Here is a 24,484-nt window from a genome sequence, read left to right on the forward strand (position 1 = left end):
ACTGTAGCATAAATCGGGCAACGCTGAGGAGCGACCCAACGCTTGCTGCGGCTTATACGATGAATGGCGAGCCTTGTTGTTCGCCTTTTTTCTTTTCATCGGTAAGTTCTTGCGGATAAACCTTGGGAGTCTGAGGGCAGAGCCCTCAGGGCTTTTATGCAACAAACCTGTCTGCAAAGTATATCATTATCTGGCTATACGCCATTGCCCAGTCCCTTGAAGGCTGCGTCCACTTCTTCGTAATTTCTTTTGCTGAAAGGAATACCACCTTCCGAATCGAGTCATCGGTGGGGAAAATGGATTTTGCTTTCGTAAACTTCCGCACCATTCTGTGATATGCTTCCACTGCGTTTGTCGTATAAATCAAATGCCTGATCTGTTCGGGATAGCTGAAAAAAGTGGTAAGTTCTGCCCAATTAGTATCCCAGGACCGCAAGATGGATGGGTACTTCTTATCCCATTTTTCCCTGAATTCCTCTTTTGCATACTCGGCATCGTCAAGATTCACTGCTCCGTAGATTTTCTTCAGATCTGCGCATATCTGCTTCCTGTCCTTGTACTGCACAAACTTGGTTGAATTTCGTATTTGATGAACAATACACAATTGCTGCTTAGCCTTTGGAAATACTGCATTTATCGCTTCACCGAGCCCTCTCAAATTATCATGGCAGGCAATGAAGATGTCCTGCACACCGCGCTTTTTCAGGTCAGAACAGATTGACGCGTAAAAGCTTGCACTCTCGTTTTCGCTAATCCAGATGCCCAAAATATCCTTCTGACCGTTCATATCTATACCCAAAACTGAATAGACACATTTGTTGATGATCTGGTTGTCCTTGCGGCTTTTGAACATTATCCCATCAAAGTATACGATCGGATATAGCAATTCCAACGGCCGGTTCTGCCATTCGTTTACTTCCGGTAGAATTTTATCTGTTATTTTGGAAATCAGCGTCTGCGGTATCTCTGCCCCGTAAATCTCCCTCAAATTGTCCTCGATGTCGCGCTGGCTCATCCCTTTGGAATACATCGCCATGATTTTCTGTTCGATTTCATCCGTCCTGGTCTGCCGCTTTTCGAGGACTTTCGGGTCAAACTCGCCGTTGCGGTCGCGGGGCACGGCAATTTCACTTTCGCCGTAATCGCTGATGATGGTCTTGTGATTGTAGCCGTTACGGCTATTTCCGGAATTGTTTCCTTCGATACTGTTTTTTTCATAGCCCAGGTGTTCCTCCATCTCAGATTCCAGCATCTGTTCGATTGTACCGGCGAACAACCTTTTAAGTTTTGACTGAATATCACCTGTACTTTGGCAGTCCTGCATCAGCAGACTAACCAATTCCATTTCCTTGTCCGTGAGAATGTTCTTTGACTGTCTCATTTTCATAACCTCCGTTTTGTTTGTTATGGAGATTATTGACATTTACACGGATTAATATTCAGCCTCGATTAGATAAATTATTATAAAGTAAACTTATTGTGGGCGGTTATCTCAAAAGAGGTAGCTGCCTTTCTTACGTATCGAGTAGGCATAATATTAATAATTAGAAACCTCCAATATCAACCCCATTGCATAAAATCCGACCACTTATGCCAAATGCCTTTCAGCCCGCATTGTGGGCTGATGTAATCCGAGGGGAGGTCGCTTGCGACCATCCCTCTTTAACCTGCTATAATTTTCGACCCCATGGTCCACACTAAAATCGGTAGCATAACTCCAGTGGTTCACGAAATGGTGGAATAAGAAACGGAATCGAAGAATACTCTTATCAAAGATAAGTCTCATTCTGAAGAATGTTAATAGCAAAAGGGCTTAAAAGACTTTCTTTTCAGCGTAAGCATGCGAATAAAGGTTGTCGGAAAGCCGTGTGCGGGAAATCCACACGCCTAGTTCTGTGGGGTCTGGGCTGCGAATTGCGCAGCCCTTCTACCCGGAGCGGGTGAGAAATATCACCCGTCTACTCTATCAGCACCAGAATCAATATGGGAATTCAGCACAATTTGTTCGGAAAAGTATCGAAACAAACAGTCGCCAAATTGCCCTCAAATTCCTTCTCAATCTGTGCATGGGTATTTACCCTACGCTGCTTGAAAATGGAAAGCAGAGGTAACACGTCGCTGACAGGGGTAAGGATTTTCAACCAAAGAACTGATGTAAAAATCAGCTCAATCAGCAGAGAACAGAGCTGGGGCTAACGGCGTACATAACAATCCATAATACTTTGGGCTGAGAAACTGAAAAAGCATGGAATAATCAAGGTTCTAACAGATAAAAAACATCTGTTAAGACCTTTTTTTATTTTCGGTTGTTAAATCCCATTTATAATTTCCATATTATGTGAGGAAGCACAAAAAGCCTCAACAAAATAAAGAGTAAAAAAGGAGAGCCCGTATGGAACAGCTTAGAAGCGTTATCGAAATGCTGAAAAAAATCAATTCCAAAAACAGTTCAGTCCTGGACTCATGTAAGGAAGAAAAATTGCAGAAGGATATCGAATATGAGAATCTTTTTCAGTCTTACTGGTCGTCCAATCTCAGAGTCAGCAATGTTGTAGTGCTGTTGGAAGCCATTGAAAAAGAACTGTCGGCCATAAAATTGTAAAAAAAATTAAAAAATTTTTAAAATCAGTTGTAAAGTGCTTTTTATTTTTACCATATATAGTGTAAGAGAAAAAACCACAATATATTGATCAATATTTATATATTAATCAATATGTATTGTATTCCCTGAAAATCACACAGGTATGGCTAAAAAAATTAAAAGGGTAGGATCAAATGAATATTACAGAATACGACTTGAGCAAGACAACCAGGGAAGCTGTCATACCGTTTTATTCAAGCCTGGAGTATATAGAAGAAGAACTGAAGCGGCTGGACCTGAAACTTATATTATATATCCAGAGCTGCCTGGATGCCGGTACTATAAACTCCGATATGCCGGAACTCACATCCGAAGATGAAATATTTACTTTACTGAAGGGTTTCAGCACCTATGGCAGTGATAAGGAACAAATTGAAAACCAAATCAGTCAGCTGGACATACTGATTGCCGAAAGGTTGGAAGCCGGAAGGGAGCAGGGCAGACACATCTCTCTTCAATACCTTTCATGGATATACGGACTTGGAGAATTTGAGCAATTTTGCATAATTGCCTGCCTGGCGCCTGAAGTCGATCAAAAATACCAAAAGGTATACGGTTTCCTGCAAAATGATATGACAGAAAAAAAGCCCACCATTGATATGCTGGTCCAAATATTCCAGCTTGAGGAACAGGAAAGAAATCTTATCCGGAGTGTATTTGATATTCAGGCGCCGCTTGCCGGATATCTTATGGAACTGCACAATGAGCTGTCGGACAGTTGGATACCCTTGATCACCAGGCATTTGAAACTGGATGACTGGGTTGTAAACTATCTGCTTGATATTAACATACCGGATGCCCAGCTTGTACAAGTGGCGGAATTTATTATGCCGGCCGGCAAATGTAAGTATGGCACATCTCCTGCAGTAGAAAACAGTTTTTCGTCCGAACTGGGAGATAGAATAATCAGGTTTGTTGACTATTACCGGGATACGGGCAGAGAAGGACTTAATAAGGTTTTTTATTTCTATGGCCCCCAGGGGGTAGGGAAAACAGAACAGGTTATTGCTATCTGCGACCGCCTGGGACTGCCGCTGATTATGGTGGATGTGGAGAGAATGCTGCTGGCAGATGGCTTTGAGGAATTATTCAGGCGGCTGGAGCGTCAGGCAAGGGTGAGCAATGCAGCCATATGTCTGAAGAATGCCGATCTCCTGCTGAAAGAGGCAAATCATCAGAGCAAACAGAACAGACTCCTTCAAAGGCTTCAAAGTCTTATACCTTTGACCTTCATTCTGGGACATGCTCCATGGAATCCGACAGATACAAGCAATACCGCTGCCTTTGCAGGAATCGAGTTTCCGTATCCCAACGGGACAGAAAGAAGGAACTGCTGGGAACAGCAGAGCCGGGAATATAATTTGGATGATGATGTCGATCTGGATAAATTTTCGGAAAATTTCAGGTTCACCCAGGGTCAGATCAAAACGGCGCTCAGGCTTGGCGAAAGCAGCTCGGTATGGAACCTGGCCGAAAATGGAAGGATTGGGAGAGAAGAACTGTACAATTCCTGTTATGCCCAATCCAATAAGAAACTTGGCACCCTGGCCACTAAAATAAAAGCGCTTTACACCATGGAAATGCTGGTACTGCCCGAGGAACAAATGGAACAGATGCAGGAGATATGCAACCAGGTGAAATACCGTTCACTGGTATATGAAAAATGGGGGTTTGAGAAAAGGTTATCTCTTGGAAAAGGTTTGAATATTATGTTTTCCGGGCCTCCGGGCAGCGGCAAAACAATGGCGGCAGAAGTAATAGCAAATGAAATCAGGCTTGAAATTTACAAAATCGATGTATCACAGGTAGTCAGCAAATACATAGGTGAAACCGAAAAAAATCTTGAAGAGATATTTAAAGAAGCTGAAACTTCAAATGCCATACTGTTTTTTGATGAAGCCGACGCACTTTTTGGAAAACGTTCGGAGGTAAAGGATGCCCACGACAGATATGCAAATGTGGAGATCGGTTATCTGCTGCAAAGGATGGAAGAGTATGACGGAATTGTAATTCTGGCCACTAATTTGAATCAAAATATTGATGAAGCATTCCTGCGGAGACTGCATTTCAATGTGAACTTTCCCTTCCCTGACAGGGAACAGAGGAAACTTATCTGGCAGGGTATATTTCCTGCAGCGGCTCCGGTAGACAGGGATCTGGACTATGACTTCCTGGCAGAAAAATTTGTACTGGCAGGGGGGAATATAAAAAATATTGCATTGAACGCTGCTTTTTATGCAGCCCATGCATCGGGCAGCATAGGCATAAAGGATATAATGCTGGCTGCCAAACGGGAATACAAAAAGCTGGGCAAGACATTTTTAATGTCGGATTACGCCCCATATTATCAACTGATTGAGGTGAAGAAATAATGCCTGTGGAATCGCGCACAGTAATAAGAGATGTCAGTGCAAGCTTAAAAGCTTTGATCAAGGCAAATGTACCCGAACTGAATGATGACAGCTATATCAGTTTTGGTTCGCCAAGTGACATAGATTCATCAAATATCTGCCTCTCGATGTGTTTATATTATCTTACCGAAAGCCCAAGTATGAGAAACAGTGAAAAAGAATCTCTGGCAGACACAATTTTGTTTTATAATCCACCCGCGTATCTGGACCTTTTTTACTTAATGACACCTTATGCAAAAGACAGGGATACCGAACTTCTCATACTTGGAAAACTGTTTCAATTGTTTCACGAACATGCAGTACTAAGCGGAGACGACTTAAAAGGAAATCTGGCGGCTTGCGGAAACGAGAAAATAAGAATTTCCTACAATAATCTGTCATTACAGGATATTAAGCAGCTATGGGAGGTTTTTCCCGGAAAACCTGCAAAGCTCAGTTTGTCCTATTTGATTTCTCCGGTCAAACTGCCGTCCGAAAAGATAATTACAATACCAAGAGTTCTTGAAAAAGATCTCAATGTTCACAAAATTTAAGTTTTATAGGCCTTAATAAAAACGGGCCATAAAAATCAGTTATAACAAGGAGGACTTGAAATGCCAAATTATTTATCACCAGGGGTTTATGTAGAGGAAGTTTCCAGCGGAGTAAAACCGATAGCCGGTGTTGGAACAGCGGTAGGTGCTTTTATTGGACTTGCCGAGAGAGGCGTAATCGGCAAAGCAATACTTGTAACCAACTGGAGCCAGTATGTAAGTGAGTTTGGAGGCTTCATACCAAATGCTTACCTGGCATATGCAGTTTACAATTTCTTTGCTGAGGGAGGCACATCCTGCTACGTTGTAAGAGCAGCTTCATCCGATGTCAAAAATGCGGTTAAAGTGGTAACGGATACCGAAGGTGACAATCTTCTGGAAATAAGTGCACGTTCCGAAGGAGACTGGGGCAACAGACTTTCCTTCACCATCGAAGAACCGTCAAATGGACAGCCGGCAGGTTTCAAACTGACCATCAAGTATACCGAGCTCAGTTCATTTAACGATGAATATGTTGGTGAGGAGGTAGAGGGAGAGATAGTCGAGATCTTTGACAATCTGCTGATATTCAACTGCGAGGATAAGATCAATGATGTTTCATCTTTTATAAAAATACGCCCGCTGGTTGACCTTACAATTCTGGAAAACCGTGATAAGAAACCGCAACTTACAACTGAGTTCGTGGATCTGGAAGAAGGAAAGAACGGAATATCCTCAGTTGAATACCTTGACCCAATAAATCAAAAAATTGGAATCCATGCTTTTGATATTATTGATGAAATCAATATTTTAGCTGCTCCTGATGTGGCAGATCTGGCCGGTAGCCGCAATATTATTCTGGAGATGCTGAACTATTGCAGATTGAGAAAGGATTGCTTCTTTGTTGCAGATGCTCCTCACGGGCTGACACCGCAAGAAGTCAAGAACTTCAAGGAAGGTGTGTCGGAAAGATTTGCCGGTAATGCCTTTAACAGCTCTTATGGCGCTTTGTATTATCCCTGGGTCTATATCAATGATCCGCTCACAGGGAAGAAAAAGCTTATTCCCCCATCGGGATCAATAGTGGGAACCTATGCATACGTTGACTCTTCAAGAGGCGTTCATAAGGCTCCGGCAGGAACAACCGACGGTTATCTTGACACTGTTGTAGGGGTGGAAAAAATTATAACAAAGGGAGAGCAGGAACTTCTGAATCCTATAGGAATAAATGTTATCCGCTCCCTGCCGGAAGGTATCTGCATCTGGGGTGCAAGAACACTTTCTTCCGACTCGGAATGGAGATACATAAATATCAGACGTCTGATGATGTACATTGAGGAATCGGTAGACAAGGGAAGCCAGTGGGTAGTTTTCGAACCAAATGAACCATCTCTGTGGGGAAAAGTAAAGAGAAATCTTTCAGCCTTCCTGACCAGGGTATGGAGAGACGGCGCATTATATGGATCAACACCTGAAGAGGCATTCTTTGTGAAGGTAGACGAGGAAAACAACCCTCCTGCCGTAAGAGATGCAGGCCAGCTGGTAATTGAAGTGGGTGTGGCTCCTGTTAAACCGGCAGAATTCGTAATAATCAAAGTCAGCCAAAAGACGCTGGCCAAATAACAACCAGAGAGGAGATTAAACCATGGCTACAGGCAAGAGAATAGATCCATACAGGAATTTTAGATTCAGAGTCGTTATAGACGGTATTCAGGTAGCTGCATTTTCAGATGCCACAATACCGGACACATCGACAGAAGCTGTTGAATACAGGGAGGGGACAGATGCACCTCACTCCAGAAAACTGTCCGGTCTCGCCAAATTCGGAAATGTAACTCTTAAAAGAGGACTTACAGATTCAATGGAGTTGTACAACTGGCGTAAAGCGGTTGTTCAAAAAGGTGCTCTCAACAACAGAAAGAGCCTATCCGTCATACTTGTGGATGAAGAAGGCAATGAAAAGGCACAGTGGGACGTCGTCGAGGCATGGCCTATCAAATATGATGTCAGTGCATTCAGCGCAAAGGGCAACGAAGTCAGTGTCGAATCAATTGAATTGGCTCATGAAGGAATTACCAGAGTCAAATAAAAGGAATTATTTCTAAGAAGCTATATGCAGTTTTGTGTTTATTGAAATGATAACATACTCGCAAAAGTTTATACAATGAGGTAGCAGGTCATATTCAATAACTATTTTATCAAGCTTCTTTTGCCCCTAAAATTGAAAGGCTTGGTTCAAATGTTTTGCAAGCCCTCCACATCAACCCTGGAGGGCAGGCAAAATACCTATAATTCTTATTAATAAAGTGAGGTTGCTCAAATGGATTTTTTACAGACCGAATTTAATTTTACCCTGCCCAAAGGATATGTGGATGAGACAGGTACGGTACATAAACAGGGAATTATGAGGCTTGCGACAGCAGCTGATGAGATCATGCCGCTGCGGGATGCCAGAGTGCAGCAAAATCCGGCATACTTGTCCATAATACTGCTCTCCAGAGTTGTGACAAGCCTGGGTTCGCTTAAGATGATAACACCAAGAGTGATTGAGGAATTATATACGTCGGATTTCTCCTATTTACAGGAGTTGTATAACAGAATCAACCAGAACGGTGCAAATGTTATCAAAACCCAATGTCCCAAATGCGATCACAGTTTTGAGATAGAGGCTGAGACGCTGGGGGAATAACCGGCTACCCTCTCGACCGCCTCTACGAGGAGGTAGCCTTTTTGTCCTATTACCTGCACTGGGATTACAAAACGGTAATGGGCCTGGAACACTTTGAGAGAGAACGTTGGTGCAGGGAAGTCAGCCAGATTAACAAGAAACTCAATGGAGATGAAAATGAAAAAGATTTCTTCGGAGTATAGGAATATCGAATTTTCTTGAGGTTTAGGAGGTTACCATGGAATATAAAATGGTTAACGTTGAGCAAAGAAGGAACTGGGTTCCTGGAAGCAGGAAGGATCCTTACCTCGCCTTTAACTTTGTAGTTGAAATAGACGGGGTCACCGTCGGCGGTTTTACTGATGTTTCGGGTCTGAGCATCGAGACCCAGGTTGAACGGAAAACCTTCGGAGGCGAAAATCATAAGGAATATGCGTTTCTGACACAGACAAAATACAGTGACATAACTCTGAAGCATGGGGTAACAAGTGATGATTACCTGTGGAACTGGTACCAGCAGGTAATAAACGGTGTAATAACCAGAAGGAACGGTTCCATCTGCCTGCTTGATTATTCTGGCAATCCAAGCATCTGGTGGGATTTCCTGGACGCATGCCCCATAAAGTGGGAGGGACCTGCTTTCAGTGCAGGCAGCAGTACTGTCGCCGCTGAAAGTATTGTATTGACGCATAATGGAATTCAGATGCACAGATAAAAAAAACATGTTATACGGCCTCCGTCAGGAAAAGTATGCTTGCATACACGGATTGTAAGGTTGCATACATGGATTGTAAGGGTTGGTAAACATGCTGAAAATAAAGAAATTAAAGCCGGCGGGAAGCATACCTGCATCATTAAACAAGCAAATTGATAAATATTTTGCACATAAAATATTTGAAAAATACGGGATCAACAGGTTCAGGAAGCAATTCGGCAGTTTAGTTTTCAAGATGGGTACAAGGGATTATGAAAAAACCAGTCCAATAAAAATGGAAAGTATATCCGGAGTGGTCAATAATCACAGTTGGTACTTAAATGAATATAAACCCATTATAAATATTCAAGTCGGGAGAGAGCCGGTTTATTTGAAAACAATTAAGGAAAAACCGGTACCCATTTATATATATTCGGAAAAGCTAATGAATAAGCCCGCTTTTCCGGGCGAGCAAACCGGAGGAGAAAGACTTCCGGACAGGACAGTATATATTAAAAATACCGGTCGGGCTCAAAGTGTTAAAACTTCAGAGCATACAAGGGAAGCTTCACATTACCGCACCGTAAATATTTACACTGGCCGGCCGGCAGCCGATGAGAATACCTTACCGGATTACAAAATATTGCCAGGCAGCAGCATATTGCAATATAATACGACAACTCTGCAGAGAAATTCATACCTGCATACCGGAATAAGGAATTTTAACGGCGGCACAAAGGCATATTACACAAACATACCTGCCGGGCTCAAGCCTTTTCAAAATGAAAAAGCAGCACCATTTACACACCGGGAACCGCCGGTACAAAGGTACGGCACAGAAAACGGCAAAGATACTCCGGATGAATATAAAAGCACAGTTGAGCCTTTGTTTTTCAAACAATGGGAAATGCCGCACCAAAATGTTAAACCTTATCATCAAATATTTAACTATACGAAGTTCAATAATATAACAGAGTTTTCAAACCATTACAGGATCAATAAAAACACACTGCTGCAAACTGAAGAGACATACAGTAGAGTGATCCGGGCCGGGTATGAGCGTCTGAGCCGTACTGATATCCGGAAGGACACGGTTTTGAAAGAGTTATATTACAGCGCGGTGCCGTTAACAAGGGTCTGGGGAAAGCAGGACCCGGAAGCGGCCCACAGGCAGGCTCATATGCCGACACAAAAAAATACGCCCGGGTTTTTACCCGAAAGTAAAAATTCCGGTTTGATACTATATAAACCCAAAATGGAAAAACCTGCTGCGGCAGAAAATCAGTTTGCCGGGGATATACTGCCGGGAAGGAATGAAGTATATACAAAGGCCCTGACCGCCTCTTCATACGGCAAAAGGACCAATATTGACAGTCCTGAGGAAATAAATCAGCTTGCCGAGAAAGTATACGGACTGATAGAGAAGAGGCTGGGAATTCAAAAAGATCGGAGGGGTATTAGATAATGGCACAAAAGGCACAAATAATTCCATTGGATTTGGCCGGTGCAGGTCCAATTACGGTAATGTTCAACCCAAATGAATACACTGTTTCCTTTGAAGGAAAGTATACCGGGGAAAATGACAAAAAGCAGTTCATACGTACAGAAACTCCGGAGTTTAAGGTATCACTGTTTTATGATACCTATGAAAGGCGGAGGGATGTAAAGCTTGAGACCGCAAAGATCACCTCTCTGCTGGATCCCAAAGTACCCGGCAAAAGCACAAAAAAACCTCCCGTATGCCTGTTTATATGGGGAAAGTTTACATACCGGGGTGTTCTCAGCAAAATTGATCAGAAGTTTACAATGTTTTTAGAAGACGGAACTCCTGTGAGATCACTGCTGGATGTCACATTCATATCTGATGAACCCGAAAAGAAGGTGGAGATAGCAGAAGGCAGGGAGGCCTGCAGAAAGCTGTGGATAGTCAAGAGTGGTGACAGGCTGGACCTGATTGCCAATGAAGCACTGAAAGATCCCATGAAATGGCGCATAATCGCCGAGGTCAACAAAATAATAAATCCGCTTGGTTTCCCCGATAAGAACGATTTCGGAAGGACTCTGGTTATACCGGATTAAGGTGATGGATTATGGGCAGTGTTGCAAACTATAAAATAAAGTTAAACGGTACTGATTTTCCAGGGGACCTGATGAATGCGGTAGAAGCGGTAACTGTAGAGGATGAGATAAACCTGCCTGCAATGTTTTCCATCAAGCTGAACATGGTAGACAGCAATAATGGAAAATGGCGCGGCATAGATCTGAAAACCTTCAAACCCGGAGATAAAATAGTCGTATCAATGGGGCTTGACAGGGTGGAAACCATGGTCAGCGGTGAAATCACATCACTGGAACTAAACCTGTGCAGCCACTCGATTTTGGAAATAAGGGGTTATGATATGCTTCACAGGCTTAGAATGGGTACCAGAAACAAGGTTTTCACAAAGAAAAAAGACAGTGATATAGCGGGAGAGATAGCAAAGGAGCACGGATTATCCCCCCAGGTGGACGATTCAAAAACTGTTTACCCATATGTTTTTCAAAACAATCTCAGCAATTACGAGTTCTTGTTGAAGAGGGCTGCATATCTGGATTACGAGTTATATGCCGACGATAAGAAAATGTATTTTGTAAAATCACGGGCGGCAAAAGCGCCTGAACTTCCGGACTTTACTTATAGGAAGGATTTTGAGGAATTGACGCTGGAGCTGAAGACATTGACACGCGGAAGCCAGGTGGTGGTCCGGGGCTGGGATATAAAAGAAAAGAAGGAAATGGAAGCAACGGCCAAAAAGGGCGATGAAACTACAAAAATGGATGGAAAGGAATCGGGCTTTGATATTTCGTCAAAAGCCATCGAAGAGTCGCCGGTAGCTGTCTGGGTTGAAAATCTCATTGATCTGAGCGAGGCGCAGAGTGCTGCAAAAGCGGCCTATAACAGCCTCCTGAAAGAATTTATATCGGGACATGGCAAGTGCTATGGCAATCCTCTGGTAAGGGCCGGAAAGTCGGTTAAGATTTTGGGAATAGATGAGCGATTCAGCGGAAGCTATTATATTGTTTCAACTATTCATAACATAGATAAAACGGGATATATGACTACATTCAAAGTAAAGAGGACTGGAATATGAGTGAGGGCATTAGTATTTCAAATTTTACTGATTATATAAAAAGTGAAGAGAAGATTTTTGGCGTGATGATCGGCGTCGTTGTTAAGAATGACTCGGCCAATGATTCCGACAAGCCCGGGCCCGGCCTTGTAAAGGTCAAGATACCTCTATTGGGCATGCAGGAATCAAACTGGGCAAGAATTGTTTCATTCATGGCCGGAAAAGAGAGAGGTGCTTTTTTCCTTCCGGAAGTAGAGGATGAAGTTCTGGTGGCATTCGAAAACGGAGATGTTAACCGGCCCTTCATAATAGGTGCCCTATGGAATGGAAAAGACGCTCCGCCCGATACCAACAGCGACGGAAAAAACAACACCAGAGTGATCAAATCACGGAACGGGCATATTTTGCAGTTTTCAGACAAGCAGAACGAGGAAAAGATAACGCTGAAATCCTGCAAGGGACATATCCTTGAGCTGGATGACAAAAATGGTGAAGAGAATATAAAGGTTATTGACAAGTCAGGCAATAACAAAATTGTTATCAGCACAAAGGATAACAAAATAACCGTAAACTCTGACAAGGACATTGAGTTTTCGGCCAAGGGCAAATTTTCTGTAAGCGCAAAGGAAATTGAAATGAAATCTTCGGCTGCAACAAAGTTTGAAGCTTCTTCTTCAATGGACGTAAAAGCATCGGCAAATATGACTATCAAGGGAGCTACGGTAAATATCAATTAGCTTAAAAGGATAAATTTTAGTTACTGACAGACGAAAGGAGGGGTATTTATGGGACAACCGGCGGCAAAGCAGGGGGATCAGGTTACGGCAACAGACATACATATTGTGATGATACCGGTAGGTTCCGGTAAAGTACCGGTCCCTTTGCCCCATCCATTTACGGGGATTATAGACGGAGCCCTGAGCAGTAATGTGAACATAATGGGGAAACCCGCTGCTACGGTGGACTCTACTGCAACCAATACACCATCGCACGTCCCCAATGGCGACAGCTTTCAGAGGTCCCCCAGCAATAAGGGGACAATAAAAATGGGAAGCGCCACTGTAAAAATAAACGGGAAAATGGCGGCCAGAAACGGGGACACCGCCATGACCTGCAATGATCCCTCCGATCTGCCGGTAGGGAAGGTAATTGCGGCAGGAACGGTACTCATAGGAGGTTAACGTATGAAGCTTATTTTTCTTTATATCCTTTTACAGGTTAAGCGATAAATTAATAAATATGGGAGGTTATTATGGAGGTTATAGATTTTTTAGGGAAGGGCCTGAAATATCCCTTTTCCGTAAAGAAAGCCAAAATGCGTACTTCGGAAGGCGAAGAATCAATAAAAGAATCTATTATGCTCATACTGGGTACCGCCAGGGGAGAACGGGTAATGAGGCCGGATTTCGGGTGCAGGCTGAATGAGATGGTGTTTGCCTCCAACGATTTGAATACTGCAACATTGATTCAGACTTACGTGGAGGAAGCACTCCTCAACTGGGAGCCCAGAATAGAAGTACAATCTGTAACGGCCACCATGAGCCGCCAGGAACCGGTAATAGAAATCAATATTGAGTATATTATCAAATCCAGTAATAGCAAGGGAAATCTGGTATATCCATTTTATCTTGAAAGTGTGGGGAAATAATGACTACTATTTTACCAAAAATTGACCAACGCAGCCAGGAGGAACTGGCAAATGAAATAAGACGTCTGCTGCTGTATCATTGTCCGGAATTTGAAGATATAGAAGAAATCAAATCGGACAAGCAGGCAGATGCATTGATCAACATATTTGCAAATATGACGGGACATGTGATTGAAGCATTGAATAAAGCGCCTGAAAAGAATTTTACAGCCTTTCTCAATTTGATAGGAGTCAGCCCCATTTCTCCAAAGGTGGCTAAGGCGGCTCTGGTGTTCAAACTAAAGGAGGATTGGGAAAAAAACGGCTTTATTCCCGCAGGGACAAAGATTTCAGCGCAGCCGGAAAATCAGGAGGAAGTGGTTTTTGAAACTGAAGATGATCTGACAGTGATCCGTCCCGGTCTTGTGAAGGCAGCAGGCATAGATCCTTCAAAGGACAAATGGAGTGATTTGGATTTCCTGCTGTCGGCCGAAAACACCGGCGGTAAGGCAAAACTGTTCAGCGGAGAAACGCCTGTCCTGCACCGCGTCTACATAGGACACAATAACCTTTTAAATTTAAAGGATGCGGTAATCAACCTGAAAATGAATATCAAGCAGAACGGAAGTGTAAATACTCCGGCAGATATTGACTGGTTTTATTTTAATGAAAAGGGTGAAGCCGTCCCGTTAAAGGTAGAAACAGGCGTTCGGCAGTCGGCTTTTTCTGCCAGCGGGGATATATCTTTTTCGAAAGCCGAAGGAATTTCTCAAAAAACCATTTCCGGTTATGACAAAAGCAATGAAATGAAAGACTGGACATATTATTGGATATTTGCCGAATTGAAATCTCCTCTTCTGAATGCCGATTCCATTCCCGATATAGAGAGCTTCAAAATCAGTGCTGACATTCAGGTGACCGACTTAAGATCAAAGTCAGCTGTATTTAATTATGCTCCCATAGATCTGACCAAGGATTTTTATCCGTTTGGTGAACGGCCGTCATTTAATGATGCCTTTTATATATCCTGTAAAGATGCTTTTTCAAAAGAAAGTGCCAGAATAACCGTCAATTTGAAACTGTCGGAAGGGGTGGCCTCTCCTCAGGCCTCTGGCATAATTATTGCATTGGAACACTGGAATGGGATTAAGTGGACCCAATTCGGAAAAATTGGCAATACAGGAGAAAAGGGCAATGTTACCAGGGATGAAACCGAGGCATTCACCAAAAGCGGAAAGCTGGAATTCAAATGCCCCAAGATAGACCTGTACAATTTGAACGGTGAGGAGGACTACTGGATACGGTTCAGAATAATAGCCGGAAATTATGGGACCGACAGCACAATAAATTATGACACCAGGCCGGTTACAATACAAAACGAAGAAGTAAATCTCTCTCAGGTGGTGTATACCCAGGCCAGTTTTCTTCCCCCTTCAATCAAAGAAATATTATTTGACTATATATATACATCCAGGTCAGAATGCCCTCAGGCTGTAATTACCGAAAACAATTTCCTGTTTGTTGACAGAACAAATGAGTGTTCGGCCGAGGGGAAAACCTTTAAACTGTTTTCAACCTGTACTGATACTGATCCGGCTTTATACCTGGGATTTGACAGGGATATAAGCAATTTGCCGCTGTCATTGTTTTTCCCGCTGACCGGAGATCAGGTAGGGCATAATCCTGTGGTAGCCTGGGAGTACTGGAACGGCAGAAAATGGCTTACATTGAGTGTAAATGATGCTATCAGGGATTTTACAAGAAGAGAGATACAGCAATTGGTCATACCTGCCGACATAGAAAAGACTCCGCTTTTTGGAGCCAGGCAGTATTGGATACGTGCAAGGCTTGAAGAGGGTTATTTCGAATCACATCCTGAAATCAACACAATATATTCAAATGCCGTATGGGGGGCGAACGCAAGTACCCTTAAGGAGCAAATAATCGGTTCGAGCAACGGTGAACCCGATCAGATTTTCCAGTTTGCCCGTACACCGGTTTTACCGGGACAGGTGGTAAAAGTGCGTGAAACATTGGGACAAAGTGATCCGGTAATCTGGGAGGAAGTGCAGAGTTTTTCGCTTTCAGGACCGGACGGCAGGCATTATATGCTTGATTCCGGCAGCGGAACTCTTACTTTCGGAGACGGAAAAAGCGGTATGATACCGCCTGCAGGAAAGGAAAATATAATCTCTGACTACAGGTATGGCGGCGGGGCACGCGGAAACGTACAGGCAAATACCATTAAAAAGATGTGGGATAATTTTGCCGGAATAGATTCATTAACAAATCCCCTGGCTGCCGACGGAGGCTTTGACCAGGAGGAAACCGGGGAATCAAGAATACGTGGGCCCCACACTTTGAAAAGCTGGGACCGCGGAATAACCTGTGAAGATGTGGAATGGCTGGTGCGTGAAGCCGCCCCTCAGATTGCATTGGTTAAATGCTTTCCCACAATGGACCGGGAGCTGGATTTTACACCGGGTAAGGCAACGGTAATCGTGGTTCCGGAATATAATGATCCAAAACCCGTTCCAAGCCAGGAATTGCTTAATGAAATAGACAGATATCTCTCGGAAAGAATTGCAGCTGTCCTGAATACCGCCAATTACCCCCGCCTGGATGTAATAGGCCCGGATTATATACGTATAGGGGTTGAAGCAGCTGTAAAATACTTTAATTCCGAGTCGTCAAAAATGATAGAGGGACAGATTATCGATAATCTCAGAGAATTTTTAAATCCTCTGCGGGGCGGGCAGGAAAAAACAGGCTGGACCCTTGGAAAGAATTTGTATATATCCGAAGTTTGTTCAGTAATAAAGAATACACCCGGTGTTGATTACATTTCGGATATTACCGTTAAAGCTTCGGTCCAATGCTGCACGCTCAATCTGGAACAACTTAAGGACGGGCCGTATAAACCTGATATTCCATACCCCACATACAGCGCTGTTAAAAGTAAGGATAACAGGATAGTATTCGCTCTCGCACAGAAGCTGGAACCGGGCAAGCCCGTGAAGACTCTCCTGGTTAAAGGGTTCAGGGAGGGACATAAAATAGAACTGAAGTGCAGGAACTATCCCACTGAAAAGCTGGTTATAAAATCTGTTGACGGAGATGTCCTTGAGTGTATCACAGATGAGGGAGGTCCTTTAACATCCGACTACCCTGTAGGCAGTGATATTGAAGTAGCCGTAACACAGGATCTGACAATACGCTCCTTCATATTAAATGAAATAAAGGCCGGTCAGGAAACCTTCTTTATCAAAATGGCTGTTCCGGAACCCCGCGATATTGTTTATTTAAGCCGTAATGATGAATATACAAATACAGTGCCTCTGAAGATTACCGAGGTGCTGTCGGGGGATGTTTTCCTGGAAGAGGATGAAATTGTTTTCAGCGGTGTTCATCTTATAAACAAAAAGCCCGACCTTCAATTTCCCTATCTTTTAAACAGGGATACCGGAATAATTCATGATGTCAGCAATATAACCGACCAGTGCCACATAACGGAAATTCTTAAAGAGGACAGAAGGTACCTTGAAAAGGCAAGTGATGTGACAGGCGCGGAACCCTGCAGCTACTGCATGACTTCCCGGGATTGACAACCGGTAAATACATTTGATTTACAATAAAAAATAATGTGAAAGGAGGTAGACAAATGTCGCTGCCATTACAGAACCTGGACGACGTCACTTTTGAAGAACTGGTGAAGGAAGCGAAATCCCTGATTCCGGTATATACTTCCGAATGGACAAATCACAATCCCTCTGATCCCGGTATAACACTGGTTGAATTGTTTGCATGGTTATGTGAAATGATTATCTACCGTATTGATCAGATTCCGGAAAAAAACTATCTGCGCTTCCTCAAGCTGCTTGGAATACAGCTTGCCGAAGGTGAGGAACTGGCCTCGGGAATCCGGCGCGGAGTCCAGCAGCTTTCGGAATGCACCAGAGCCGTTACTGTTGAGGATTATGAAATGCTGGCATACAGGGCATTAATGGAGAAACCGGATATTAAGGAGAATTTTCCCGATATATCCGCAAGGACCATATGTCTTGCCAACAGGGATATGGAAAACAAAAAGGCCGAGGATGCCGAACAATTCGGACATGTTTCGGTAATTCTCATCGTGTCTACTCAGAATCAGTCTGATTTGATGAAGGAGACATATAATATCAAGCAGTATGTAAAACAGTACCTTTCGGAAAGAAAGGTTCTTACAAACCGTGTTCATGTGGTGGATCCCGATTATCAGGACATCAAAATAAACATGCTGGTAGCCGCCAGGGATAAAAAACTGGCCGATACCATCCGAAGTGTCATAGAAGAGCATATAGACCCCATACAGGGCGGTGAAGGAAAGAAAGGCTGGCCTCTTGGACGAAACCTCTATAAATCCGACTTATACTATCTTGTGGAGCGGATTCCGGGGATTGATCATGTAAAGCAGATAGAGCTGGAGGCTCCGGCTCTCAAACCTCACCAGCTCATTAAATTAAAAGAATTAAATATCGAGGTGGAAGCATGAGTTATGAGGAGTACAGCAAATATACCCAATACCTTCCCAGAATATTTCAGAAGGGAAATACCCAGACCGATGACACTTATTTTCTTGGCCGGTTTTTAAAAGCTTTTGAACAAATTCTGGCTGGAGGAACAGAAAGACAGGAAACTTTCGGTATAGAGGAATTGGTGGACAGATTCGACAAATATCTTGATCCGGCCCTGGCTCCTCCGCAGTTCCTGCAATGGCTTGCAGGATGGGTGGCTCTTGAGCTGGAGGATGCGGCGGAATTTTACGGGACAGAGGACAAGGAGCAGAAAGACTCCCTGCCCACCCAGCTGCTTCCGCTGGAGCAGACACGTTCAACCATAAACAGGGATATGATAAGTGCCATTGTCCAGCTGTATAAGAAGCGCGGAACCTGCAATGGCCTGCTGGAATACCTCCAGCTATACGCAGGAGATGAAACCACCATATCAATTGATGAATTTCAGGAAACCTCCAGAATAGGGAACTCCAGAGAGATCGGGCGGAATACCATGGTTGGCAGTTCATCACCCTGCTTCTTTTCAGTGAATGCAATAATTCCGGCCCACAGCAGGAGTATGCTGAACAATAAGGTGGCTTTGATGCGCAGGGTCATAGAAAGTGAAAAACCTTTTTATGCAAATTACAAGCTTAATGTTGAAATACCTTCAATGAGAATAGGAATTTACTCAAAAGTCGGAAGAGATACTCTTGTTGGAGGTATGATAGAAGATTAGGCAATCGGTAGGTTAAATAATTATGAATATCCGGAGGAAGTGGCAATGGGTAAAGAATTAAAAAGAATGCGCTATTTTGACGGACTCCTGCTGGAAGCAGAAGACTACAAGCTTGATCAGGAATATCAGATGAGGCTTCAGCAGCTGCATAACCGGTATCTGCATACCTGGGGTATTGTAGCCGGTCTTGAGGTTGAACCGTCGGTGAAGTATTTACAAGTGACCGTCAAGGAAGGAATCGCCATAAATCAGACGGTGACGGCAAATGGTGAAAGTACCAGCCAGTATATTTATATAACGGACAATCACCCCGACAGGGCTATAGACTTATCAGATTATAGCTCGGGAGAAGATTTGTATATTTATGTAAGTTACGAAGAAGAGTTTTTGGACAAGGATGATCTGGAAAAAGGCAAGGGTAAAGAAATACACATATCGGAACGGGGACGTATCAAAATTGCCAAGGCCAAACCGCCTGATCAGATGGCAAATGTAATTCTGGCCAGAGTATGCATGCAATGGATTGACAATAAAAAATACCTGGGGAAGGACTGTATATTTGATTCGGAGTCAGACGGCACTCCGCTGAGAAGATACGCCGGTCCTGCGGGCAGTGTACTGGCTATAGAGAAAATAATATTCAAATTGAGTGAAGATATAGCCGGAATGCCATCTATTAAAGCCCTGGACAGGGGCAGTGCAGGCATAGGGCTTGAGGTTAACGCACCAAAGGCAAATTTTACCGGCTCGGTCAACGTTATGGGTGATCTCATAGTCAACGGAAAGCTGCAAAATGATGATGCCAAGGAAAATGAACTTCTGGTTTCAAATTGCTTTGTCCAGGTTAACAGCAAGCCCTCCGAGGGTGAATGGACAAGACAGGATGGCGGACTGGAGGTCTACAGAGGTGATTCCACCGATTACCCTGATGCAAGGCTGGTGTGGTCGGAATCCGAAAAACACTGGAAGATCGGGTATGGTGACAATATCTGGGATATAGCCTACGGACCCATATGGGAAAGGCTGATAAAAAATGATATGGCGGATGACCTCCACAGGCATTCGGTACTGAGCTATGAGGGAGGAAATGCGCTGGAATCGGACAATTCCGGGAACCTGTCAGTCAAAGGGAATCTCTGCCTTAACGATAAGAACATCTTGCTGAGAGCCTCTGATAATACGGCTCACGGCCTGGGCTGGTTCGGCAGCGACAAGCTGTTTGCCGGGATAAATGTGGACGGCCCGGTTTTGTATGGCTTGAAGGGCGGAATACTTGGAACCTCTGATGGCGGGCAAAAGCCGGTAATATCCTGGAACAGCCAGGGAAACGTGGGCATAGACACTCAAAGTCCCACGGATGACAAACTTGAGGTCACCGGAAGTGTACGGATATTGAGCCAGTCCAACCCTCTGAGGTTCACATCCATGTGGTCGGGGCTGCCGGACAATAATAAAAACTGTGCCGAGATAAGCAATGATACAAATTATCATAAGGCTCTGATAATAGCAGGAAACCAGTCGGCCGGACAGACCAGAAAAGTAGCCATATGGGACAGGCTGGATGTAAACGGCTTTTTATATGTGAACGGCAACATGCAGCTGTCACAGGTGCTGACTCCCAGTGCGGGAAACGGCAAAAACGGTATTATATTCCCAAGTGACCCCGGAGGAGGCTCGGGCGATACCGCATGGTTGAAATATTATGCCAGGAGCGGTGAAGCCTGCACTCTTGAAATAGGTATTTCCAATGATGCAAACGACAATATTGCTCTGATGCCATCGGGAAATGTGGGTATCGGCACCCTGAATCCGGGGGATAAATTGGATGTAAACGGTTGGATGAGGGTCCTGAGCGGGTCCAATCCGCTGCGTTTCACCTCTTCCTGGAGCGGATTTCCGGATCAGGCGGCGAATCAGGCAGAAATAAGCAATGATACCTCAAATTACAAATCTCTGATGATTGTGGGCAACAGGTCAAGCGGAACCAGAAAGGTATCCATATGGGACAAATTGGACGTTAACGGCAATCTCCTGGTCAATGGCGATGTCCAGTCCATATGTGCAATCATCCCCAGTGTCGGAAAAGGGGATAATAACGGAATAACCTTCCCCAAGGACTATTACGGAGGTACCGGGGATGCGGCCTGGATCAAATATTATTCGGATACCAGCCGCGGCGGCGGAGAGAACATGACCCTTGAAATAGGAATTTCAAATGATCCCGGGACAGGCGGATATTATGGCGGAGGAGACCGTATAAGGCTCTATGCCAGCGGAGGAGTTTATGTGGATGGTTATTTCTATTACAGTTCCTCCCGCAATCTGAAGGAAAATATTTCAAACCTTCAAACAAAAAAAGCCAAGGAGATTCTTGAGGGAATGAATCCTGTGAGCTTCAATTTCAAGGGGGATCACGAAAAAACAACATTGGGCTTTATAGCTGAGGAAATGCCAAATGCAGTGGCTGCCAAAGATCAGAAGGCCATCAGCCCCATGGAAATCATCGCTGTTCTCACAAGTGTGGTAAAGGATCAAAGGAAGGCTATAACCAAACTGCAGCAGGATCTGGAACAGATAGCTGCCCAGAAAAACTAATAAAAAGGAGGACTTACGGATGAAAGAACAAATCGAGTTGAGAATCAATGAACTGAAAGCTGAGCTGGAGGCCGGACAAAAGGTGATGGAAGAATTGGAAAATCAACGTTCCAATATTACATACACACTGCTTCGTATAAACGGAGCAATACAGGTGCTTGAGGAGATGGTGCACAAAGAAGAGGCCTCTGCTTCCTGATAAATGGCTTTATGCAGAGTATTTTGCAGTATTATGAGTATCCGGAGGAAGAGGCAAATGGGAAAAGAATTAAAAAGAATGAACTACTTTGACGGACTCCTTTTAAAAGCAGAAGACTATGGCCAGGATAAAGATTATATACGAAGGCTTCAGGGATTCCATAACCGCTATCTTCACACCTGGGGAATAATATGCGGTCTTGAAGTCAGGCCGGTAATCGACAGCAGCATGGAGGTACTTGTTACAGAGGGAGCTGCACTGGATTTAGTTGATGAGAAAAGCGGGGCCGACGTCAAAGAGAGTACAAGCAGGCAAATACTGATATATGAGGGGCACCCGGACAATCCCCTTGATCTTTCCGAATATGATGCAGGTGACAATATATATATATCCGTCAGCTACTGCGAAACAGGAGCCGACAGGGATAATGAAAAAGGTCAGGGCGAGGAGATCCATATATGGGAACGGGGGCAGCTCAGTCATAGCAGCACAAAGCCGGCCGACATCAAAAAAAATGTCCTGCTGGCAAGGGTGGTACCCAAAATTGTGCGGAAGGAAACTGAAAACAGTGATGGTTCAAGTATCGTATATGATGAAGTGATTATAGACAGTACATGTATTTTTGATACCGATACCGACGGCACTCCCCTGCGGGTGTATGCAGGACCCTATGCACGTGTACTTGAACTTAAAAAGTTTATATTCAAATTTGGTGACAAGATAGACGGTGTGCCTTTTGTAAATGCAGCAGAACAGGTTACCTCAAGCGAAAGCCAGCTGGATATGGTTTCAAAAATGGTAAATTTCAGCGGAGAAGTTGAAATAGACAAGGATCTGTGGTTTCAGGGACAGCTGGTTTCCAAAAAGGACGGCAAACCCACGCCGGAATTTGAAACAGAGGAAAACATCCTGCAGGTTAACAGTATAAACGTGGATAAACCTGAGTTATGGACTAAGAGAGACGGAGGCCTTGAGGTTTTCCGCGGGGGAAGCGCAGACGAGCCGGATGCCAGGATAGTATGGTCTGACGAGGAGGAGCGGTGGCTGGCCGGAACAGGTCTCGACCTGAGCCCTATAGCCCATGGAGCCGACTGGGATAAAATGATAAATAAGTCCTTTGCTGATAAACACGGCCACAGCAGGCTGTTCTCATCAAAGGGAGCGGTTCTGGAGGTGGAAAGTTCTGGAGCCGTATCCAGCAAAGCCGGTTTATCAATTCCGCAAAAAATATTGATTTCTCCCGGTAATTCCATTGAGGCGCTGGCATGGTACGGCAAGGGAAGAACATATTCAGGCATGGAAGTGGACGGACCTGCATTATCGGGCTTTAAGGGAGGTCTGCTGGGTACGGCGGAAAATGGGCAAAAGGCGGTCCTGTCATGGAATTCAAATAAAAACGTCGGCATAGGCACAGTCAATCCTGGTGCCGATATGCTGGACGTGGCAGGAAGCGTCAGACTGCTGAGCAAGTCAAACCCTGTAAGGTTTACTTCGGAATGGACGGCTTTCCCTGATCTTACAACAAATCAGGCCGAAATATGCAACGATACCACATACCATAAGGCTCTGATGATAGTTGGAAACCAATCGGCCGGACAGGGCAGGAAGGTTGCCATATGGGACAGGCTGGATGTGGCAGGACTACTTTATGTTAACGGAAGCATGCAGCTCTCACAGGCTCTGAATGTAACAGCAGGATCAGGAAGCAACAACGGTATTGTATTTCCGAATGACCCCGGAGGAGGTTCGGGAGATTCGGCATGGATCAAGTATTATCCCAGATCGGGAGAAGCCTGTACCCTGGAAATCGGTGTCTCCAACGACGCAGATGATAATATTTCCATAATATCGGCAGGCGGGACCGGAATAGGAACTACAGCGCCTAATGACAGCCTGGACTCATATGGTTATACACGCATAATGAGCAATTCCAATCCTCTGCGATTTACATCGGTATGGAGCGGTTTCACGGAATTGTCTTCAAAAAATGCTGAAATATCCAATGATACGGGCACCTATAAAACTCTGATGATAGTGGGAAACAGGTCGGCCGGACAGGAAAGGAAAGTATCGGTTTGGGACCGGCTGGACGTCAACGGCTCTCTTAAAGTTACAGGAAATCTTGCAGCGAAGGGTGCTATCATACCCGGGGTAGGAAACTGTGACGTCAAGGGTTTAATGTGGCCAAGGGACCCATACGGAGGCAGCGGAGATGCTGCCTGGATAAGGTATTATTCGGACGCACTCCGGGGCGGGGGCGAAAATATGACCCTCGAAATAGGAATAGCCAATGATACCAATTTACAGTCATATACAACCACTGAATTTGTAAGTACCTGTCCTTACAGCTGGGTGAAAAATCCCTGCGGTTACTACAGGACTATCAGCTATACCTATTATGGAACGGGCGGAGACAGACTGCGTCTGTATGCAAGCGGAGGTACGTATGTGGACGGCAATCTGTACTATACCTCCACAAGGGAATACAAGGAGAATATTAAAGAATTGTCAAAGAGCTCGGCACAGTCCGCACTTAACAATCTTCAACCGGTTGAGTTCAATTTCAAGGGTGATTCCAGAAGAACCACCATGGGCTTCATTGCGGAAGAAGTACCCGAGGTGTTTGCGGCCAGCGACAAAAAGGCTGTAAGTCCTGTTGAGATCCTTGCAGTTCTGGTAAGTGAAGTCAAAGAGCAGGAGAAAATTCTGAACAAGTTAAAGAAAAAGGTTGCAGCCCTTAAGGGTTCGTAAAA

At 44.3% G+C, this 24,484-nt stretch carries 21 protein-coding genes; 20 read left to right on the plus strand and 1 reads right to left on the minus strand.

Annotation, left to right across the window (positions count from 1 at the left end; translation table 11 throughout):
* Window positions 1-154: 154 nt before the first annotated feature.
* On the minus strand, window positions 155-1,345 hold the full coding sequence (locus tag T344_RS0116940; RefSeq protein ID WP_117407520.1) for an IS256 family transposase: 1,191 nt from the start codon (window positions 1,343-1,345) through the stop codon (window positions 155-157).
* A gap of 1,047 nt (window positions 1,346-2,392) precedes the next feature.
* On the opposite strand from T344_RS0116940, the gene T344_RS0116945 reads away from it, so the two are divergent.
* The 20 genes from T344_RS0116945 to T344_RS0117040 all read left to right on the plus strand — a co-directional run bounded on the left by T344_RS0116945 (window position 2,393) and on the right by T344_RS0117040 (window position 24,482).
* Window positions 2,393-2,602, plus strand: a complete 210-nt coding sequence (locus T344_RS0116945; RefSeq protein WP_004627619.1) for a hypothetical protein — start codon at window positions 2,393-2,395, stop codon at window positions 2,600-2,602.
* A 173-nt stretch (window positions 2,603-2,775) separates the two neighbouring features.
* Window positions 2,776-5,013, plus strand: coding sequence for an AAA family ATPase (locus tag T344_RS0116950; RefSeq protein WP_027629700.1), 2,238 nt, complete (start codon window positions 2,776-2,778; stop codon window positions 5,011-5,013).
* A complete protein-coding gene (locus T344_RS0116955; RefSeq protein ID WP_004627530.1) occupies window positions 5,013-5,585 on the plus strand; it encodes a Pvc16 family protein in 573 nt (190 codons plus the stop codon). The genes T344_RS0116950 and T344_RS0116955 overlap by 1 nt, the downstream gene beginning before the upstream one ends.
* A 60-nt stretch (window positions 5,586-5,645) precedes the next feature.
* The gene (locus tag T344_RS0116960) at window positions 5,646-7,187 is read left to right on the plus strand and encodes a phage tail sheath family protein (protein ID WP_027629701.1); all 1,542 of its coding nucleotides are present in this window, start codon (window positions 5,646-5,648) and stop codon (window positions 7,185-7,187) included.
* Between the two features lie 22 nt (window positions 7,188-7,209).
* Window positions 7,210-7,653 (plus strand): phage tail protein, encoded by a 444-nt coding sequence (locus tag T344_RS0116965; protein WP_004627763.1) that lies wholly within the window; start codon window positions 7,210-7,212, stop codon window positions 7,651-7,653.
* Window positions 7,654-7,884: 231 nt separating this feature from the next.
* On the plus strand, window positions 7,885-8,253 hold the full coding sequence (locus tag T344_RS0116970) for a hypothetical protein (RefSeq protein ID WP_004627776.1): 369 nt from the start codon (window positions 7,885-7,887) through the stop codon (window positions 8,251-8,253).
* Window positions 8,250-8,435: a DUF6760 family protein gene (locus T344_RS31260; protein ID WP_004627588.1), complete on the plus strand. Its 186-nt coding sequence runs from the start codon at window positions 8,250-8,252 to the stop codon at window positions 8,433-8,435. Before T344_RS0116970 ends, T344_RS31260 begins: the two co-directional genes overlap by 4 nt.
* A gap of 35 nt (window positions 8,436-8,470) precedes the next feature.
* Window positions 8,471-8,947, plus strand: coding sequence for a phage tail protein (locus T344_RS0116980; RefSeq protein WP_051571978.1), 477 nt, complete (start codon window positions 8,471-8,473; stop codon window positions 8,945-8,947).
* Between the two features lie 91 nt (window positions 8,948-9,038).
* Window positions 9,039-10,391, plus strand: coding sequence for a hypothetical protein (locus tag T344_RS0116985; RefSeq protein WP_027629703.1), 1,353 nt, complete (start codon window positions 9,039-9,041; stop codon window positions 10,389-10,391).
* The gene (locus tag T344_RS0116990; protein ID WP_004627734.1) at window positions 10,391-11,005 is read left to right on the plus strand and encodes a CIS tube protein; all 615 of its coding nucleotides are present in this window, start codon (window positions 10,391-10,393) and stop codon (window positions 11,003-11,005) included. Before T344_RS0116985 ends, T344_RS0116990 begins: the two co-directional genes overlap by 1 nt.
* 11 nt (window positions 11,006-11,016) lie before the next feature.
* Complete coding sequence (locus tag T344_RS0116995) at window positions 11,017-12,057, plus strand: phage late control D family protein (protein ID WP_027629704.1); 1,041 nt, start codon at window positions 11,017-11,019, stop codon at window positions 12,055-12,057.
* Complete coding sequence (locus T344_RS0117000; RefSeq protein WP_004627705.1) at window positions 12,054-12,773, plus strand: phage baseplate assembly protein V; 720 nt, start codon at window positions 12,054-12,056, stop codon at window positions 12,771-12,773. The genes T344_RS0116995 and T344_RS0117000 overlap by 4 nt, the downstream gene beginning before the upstream one ends.
* Before the next feature lie 48 nt (window positions 12,774-12,821).
* Complete coding sequence (locus tag T344_RS0117005; RefSeq protein ID WP_027629705.1) at window positions 12,822-13,217, plus strand: PAAR domain-containing protein; 396 nt, start codon at window positions 12,822-12,824, stop codon at window positions 13,215-13,217.
* A gap of 71 nt (window positions 13,218-13,288) precedes the next feature.
* On the plus strand, window positions 13,289-13,684 hold the full coding sequence (locus tag T344_RS0117010) for a GPW/gp25 family protein (protein ID WP_027629706.1): 396 nt from the start codon (window positions 13,289-13,291) through the stop codon (window positions 13,682-13,684).
* The gene (locus tag T344_RS0117015; protein WP_027629707.1) at window positions 13,684-17,268 is read left to right on the plus strand and encodes a putative baseplate assembly protein; all 3,585 of its coding nucleotides are present in this window, start codon (window positions 13,684-13,686) and stop codon (window positions 17,266-17,268) included. Before T344_RS0117010 ends, T344_RS0117015 begins: the two co-directional genes overlap by 1 nt.
* 56 nt (window positions 17,269-17,324) lie before the next feature.
* Entirely contained in the window at window positions 17,325-18,197 is an 873-nt protein-coding gene (locus T344_RS0117020) for a baseplate J/gp47 family protein (protein ID WP_027629708.1), read from the plus strand.
* Complete coding sequence (locus T344_RS0117025) at window positions 18,194-18,937, plus strand: tail protein (RefSeq protein ID WP_027629709.1); 744 nt, start codon at window positions 18,194-18,196, stop codon at window positions 18,935-18,937. Before T344_RS0117020 ends, T344_RS0117025 begins: the two co-directional genes overlap by 4 nt.
* A 45-nt stretch (window positions 18,938-18,982) precedes the next feature.
* The gene (locus tag T344_RS0117030) at window positions 18,983-21,532 is read left to right on the plus strand and encodes a tail fiber domain-containing protein (RefSeq protein WP_027629710.1); all 2,550 of its coding nucleotides are present in this window, start codon (window positions 18,983-18,985) and stop codon (window positions 21,530-21,532) included.
* Between the two features lie 19 nt (window positions 21,533-21,551).
* Window positions 21,552-21,731, plus strand: a complete 180-nt coding sequence (locus T344_RS0117035; protein WP_004627542.1) for a hypothetical protein — start codon at window positions 21,552-21,554, stop codon at window positions 21,729-21,731.
* Window positions 21,732-21,788: 57 nt separating this feature from the next.
* Complete coding sequence (locus T344_RS0117040; protein ID WP_027629711.1) at window positions 21,789-24,482, plus strand: tail fiber domain-containing protein; 2,694 nt, start codon at window positions 21,789-21,791, stop codon at window positions 24,480-24,482.
* Window positions 24,483-24,484 lie beyond the last annotated feature (2 nt).

The sequence above is a fragment of the Ruminiclostridium cellobioparum DSM 1351 = ATCC 15832 genome, from assembly GCF_000621505.1.
Classification (GTDB): Bacteria; Bacillota; Clostridia; order Acetivibrionales; family DSM-1351; genus Ruminiclostridium; species Ruminiclostridium cellobioparum.

Excerpts from the sequence above, each read along its gene's own strand:
- T344_RS0117015 (WP_027629707.1), top strand. The coding sequence starts at position 13,684 with ATGACTACTATTTTACCAAAAATTGACCAACGCAGCCAGGAGGAACTG.
- T344_RS0117020 (WP_027629708.1), top strand. The coding sequence starts at position 17,325 with ATGTCGCTGCCATTACAGAACCTGGACGACGTCACTTTTGAAGAACTG.
- T344_RS0116995 (WP_027629704.1), top strand. The coding sequence starts at position 11,017 with ATGGGCAGTGTTGCAAACTATAAAATAAAGTTAAACGGTACTGATTTT.
- T344_RS0116965 (WP_004627763.1), top strand. The coding sequence starts at position 7,210 with ATGGCTACAGGCAAGAGAATAGATCCATACAGGAATTTTAGATTCAGA.
- T344_RS0117040 (WP_027629711.1), top strand. The coding sequence starts at position 21,789 with ATGGGAAAAGAATTAAAAAGAATGAACTACTTTGACGGACTCCTTTTA.
- T344_RS0116990 (WP_004627734.1), top strand. The coding sequence starts at position 10,391 with ATGGCACAAAAGGCACAAATAATTCCATTGGATTTGGCCGGTGCAGGT.
- T344_RS0116940 (WP_117407520.1), bottom strand. The coding sequence starts at position 1,345 with ATGGAATTGGTTAGTCTGCTGATGCAGGACTGCCAAAGTACAGGTGAT.
- T344_RS0116945 (WP_004627619.1), top strand. The coding sequence starts at position 2,393 with ATGGAACAGCTTAGAAGCGTTATCGAAATGCTGAAAAAAATCAATTCC.
- T344_RS0117010 (WP_027629706.1), top strand. The coding sequence starts at position 13,289 with ATGGAGGTTATAGATTTTTTAGGGAAGGGCCTGAAATATCCCTTTTCC.
- T344_RS0116980 (WP_051571978.1), top strand. The coding sequence starts at position 8,471 with ATGGAATATAAAATGGTTAACGTTGAGCAAAGAAGGAACTGGGTTCCT.
- T344_RS0117035 (WP_004627542.1), top strand. The coding sequence starts at position 21,552 with ATGAAAGAACAAATCGAGTTGAGAATCAATGAACTGAAAGCTGAGCTG.
- T344_RS0117025 (WP_027629709.1), top strand. The coding sequence starts at position 18,194 with ATGAGTTATGAGGAGTACAGCAAATATACCCAATACCTTCCCAGAATA.
- T344_RS0116985 (WP_027629703.1), top strand. The coding sequence starts at position 9,039 with ATGCTGAAAATAAAGAAATTAAAGCCGGCGGGAAGCATACCTGCATCA.
- T344_RS0117030 (WP_027629710.1), top strand. The coding sequence starts at position 18,983 with ATGGGTAAAGAATTAAAAAGAATGCGCTATTTTGACGGACTCCTGCTG.
- T344_RS0116955 (WP_004627530.1), top strand. The coding sequence starts at position 5,013 with ATGCCTGTGGAATCGCGCACAGTAATAAGAGATGTCAGTGCAAGCTTA.
- T344_RS0116950 (WP_027629700.1), top strand. The coding sequence starts at position 2,776 with ATGAATATTACAGAATACGACTTGAGCAAGACAACCAGGGAAGCTGTC.
- T344_RS0117000 (WP_004627705.1), top strand. The coding sequence starts at position 12,054 with ATGAGTGAGGGCATTAGTATTTCAAATTTTACTGATTATATAAAAAGT.
- T344_RS0117005 (WP_027629705.1), top strand. The coding sequence starts at position 12,822 with ATGGGACAACCGGCGGCAAAGCAGGGGGATCAGGTTACGGCAACAGAC.
- T344_RS0116970 (WP_004627776.1), top strand. The coding sequence starts at position 7,885 with ATGGATTTTTTACAGACCGAATTTAATTTTACCCTGCCCAAAGGATAT.
- T344_RS0116960 (WP_027629701.1), top strand. The coding sequence starts at position 5,646 with ATGCCAAATTATTTATCACCAGGGGTTTATGTAGAGGAAGTTTCCAGC.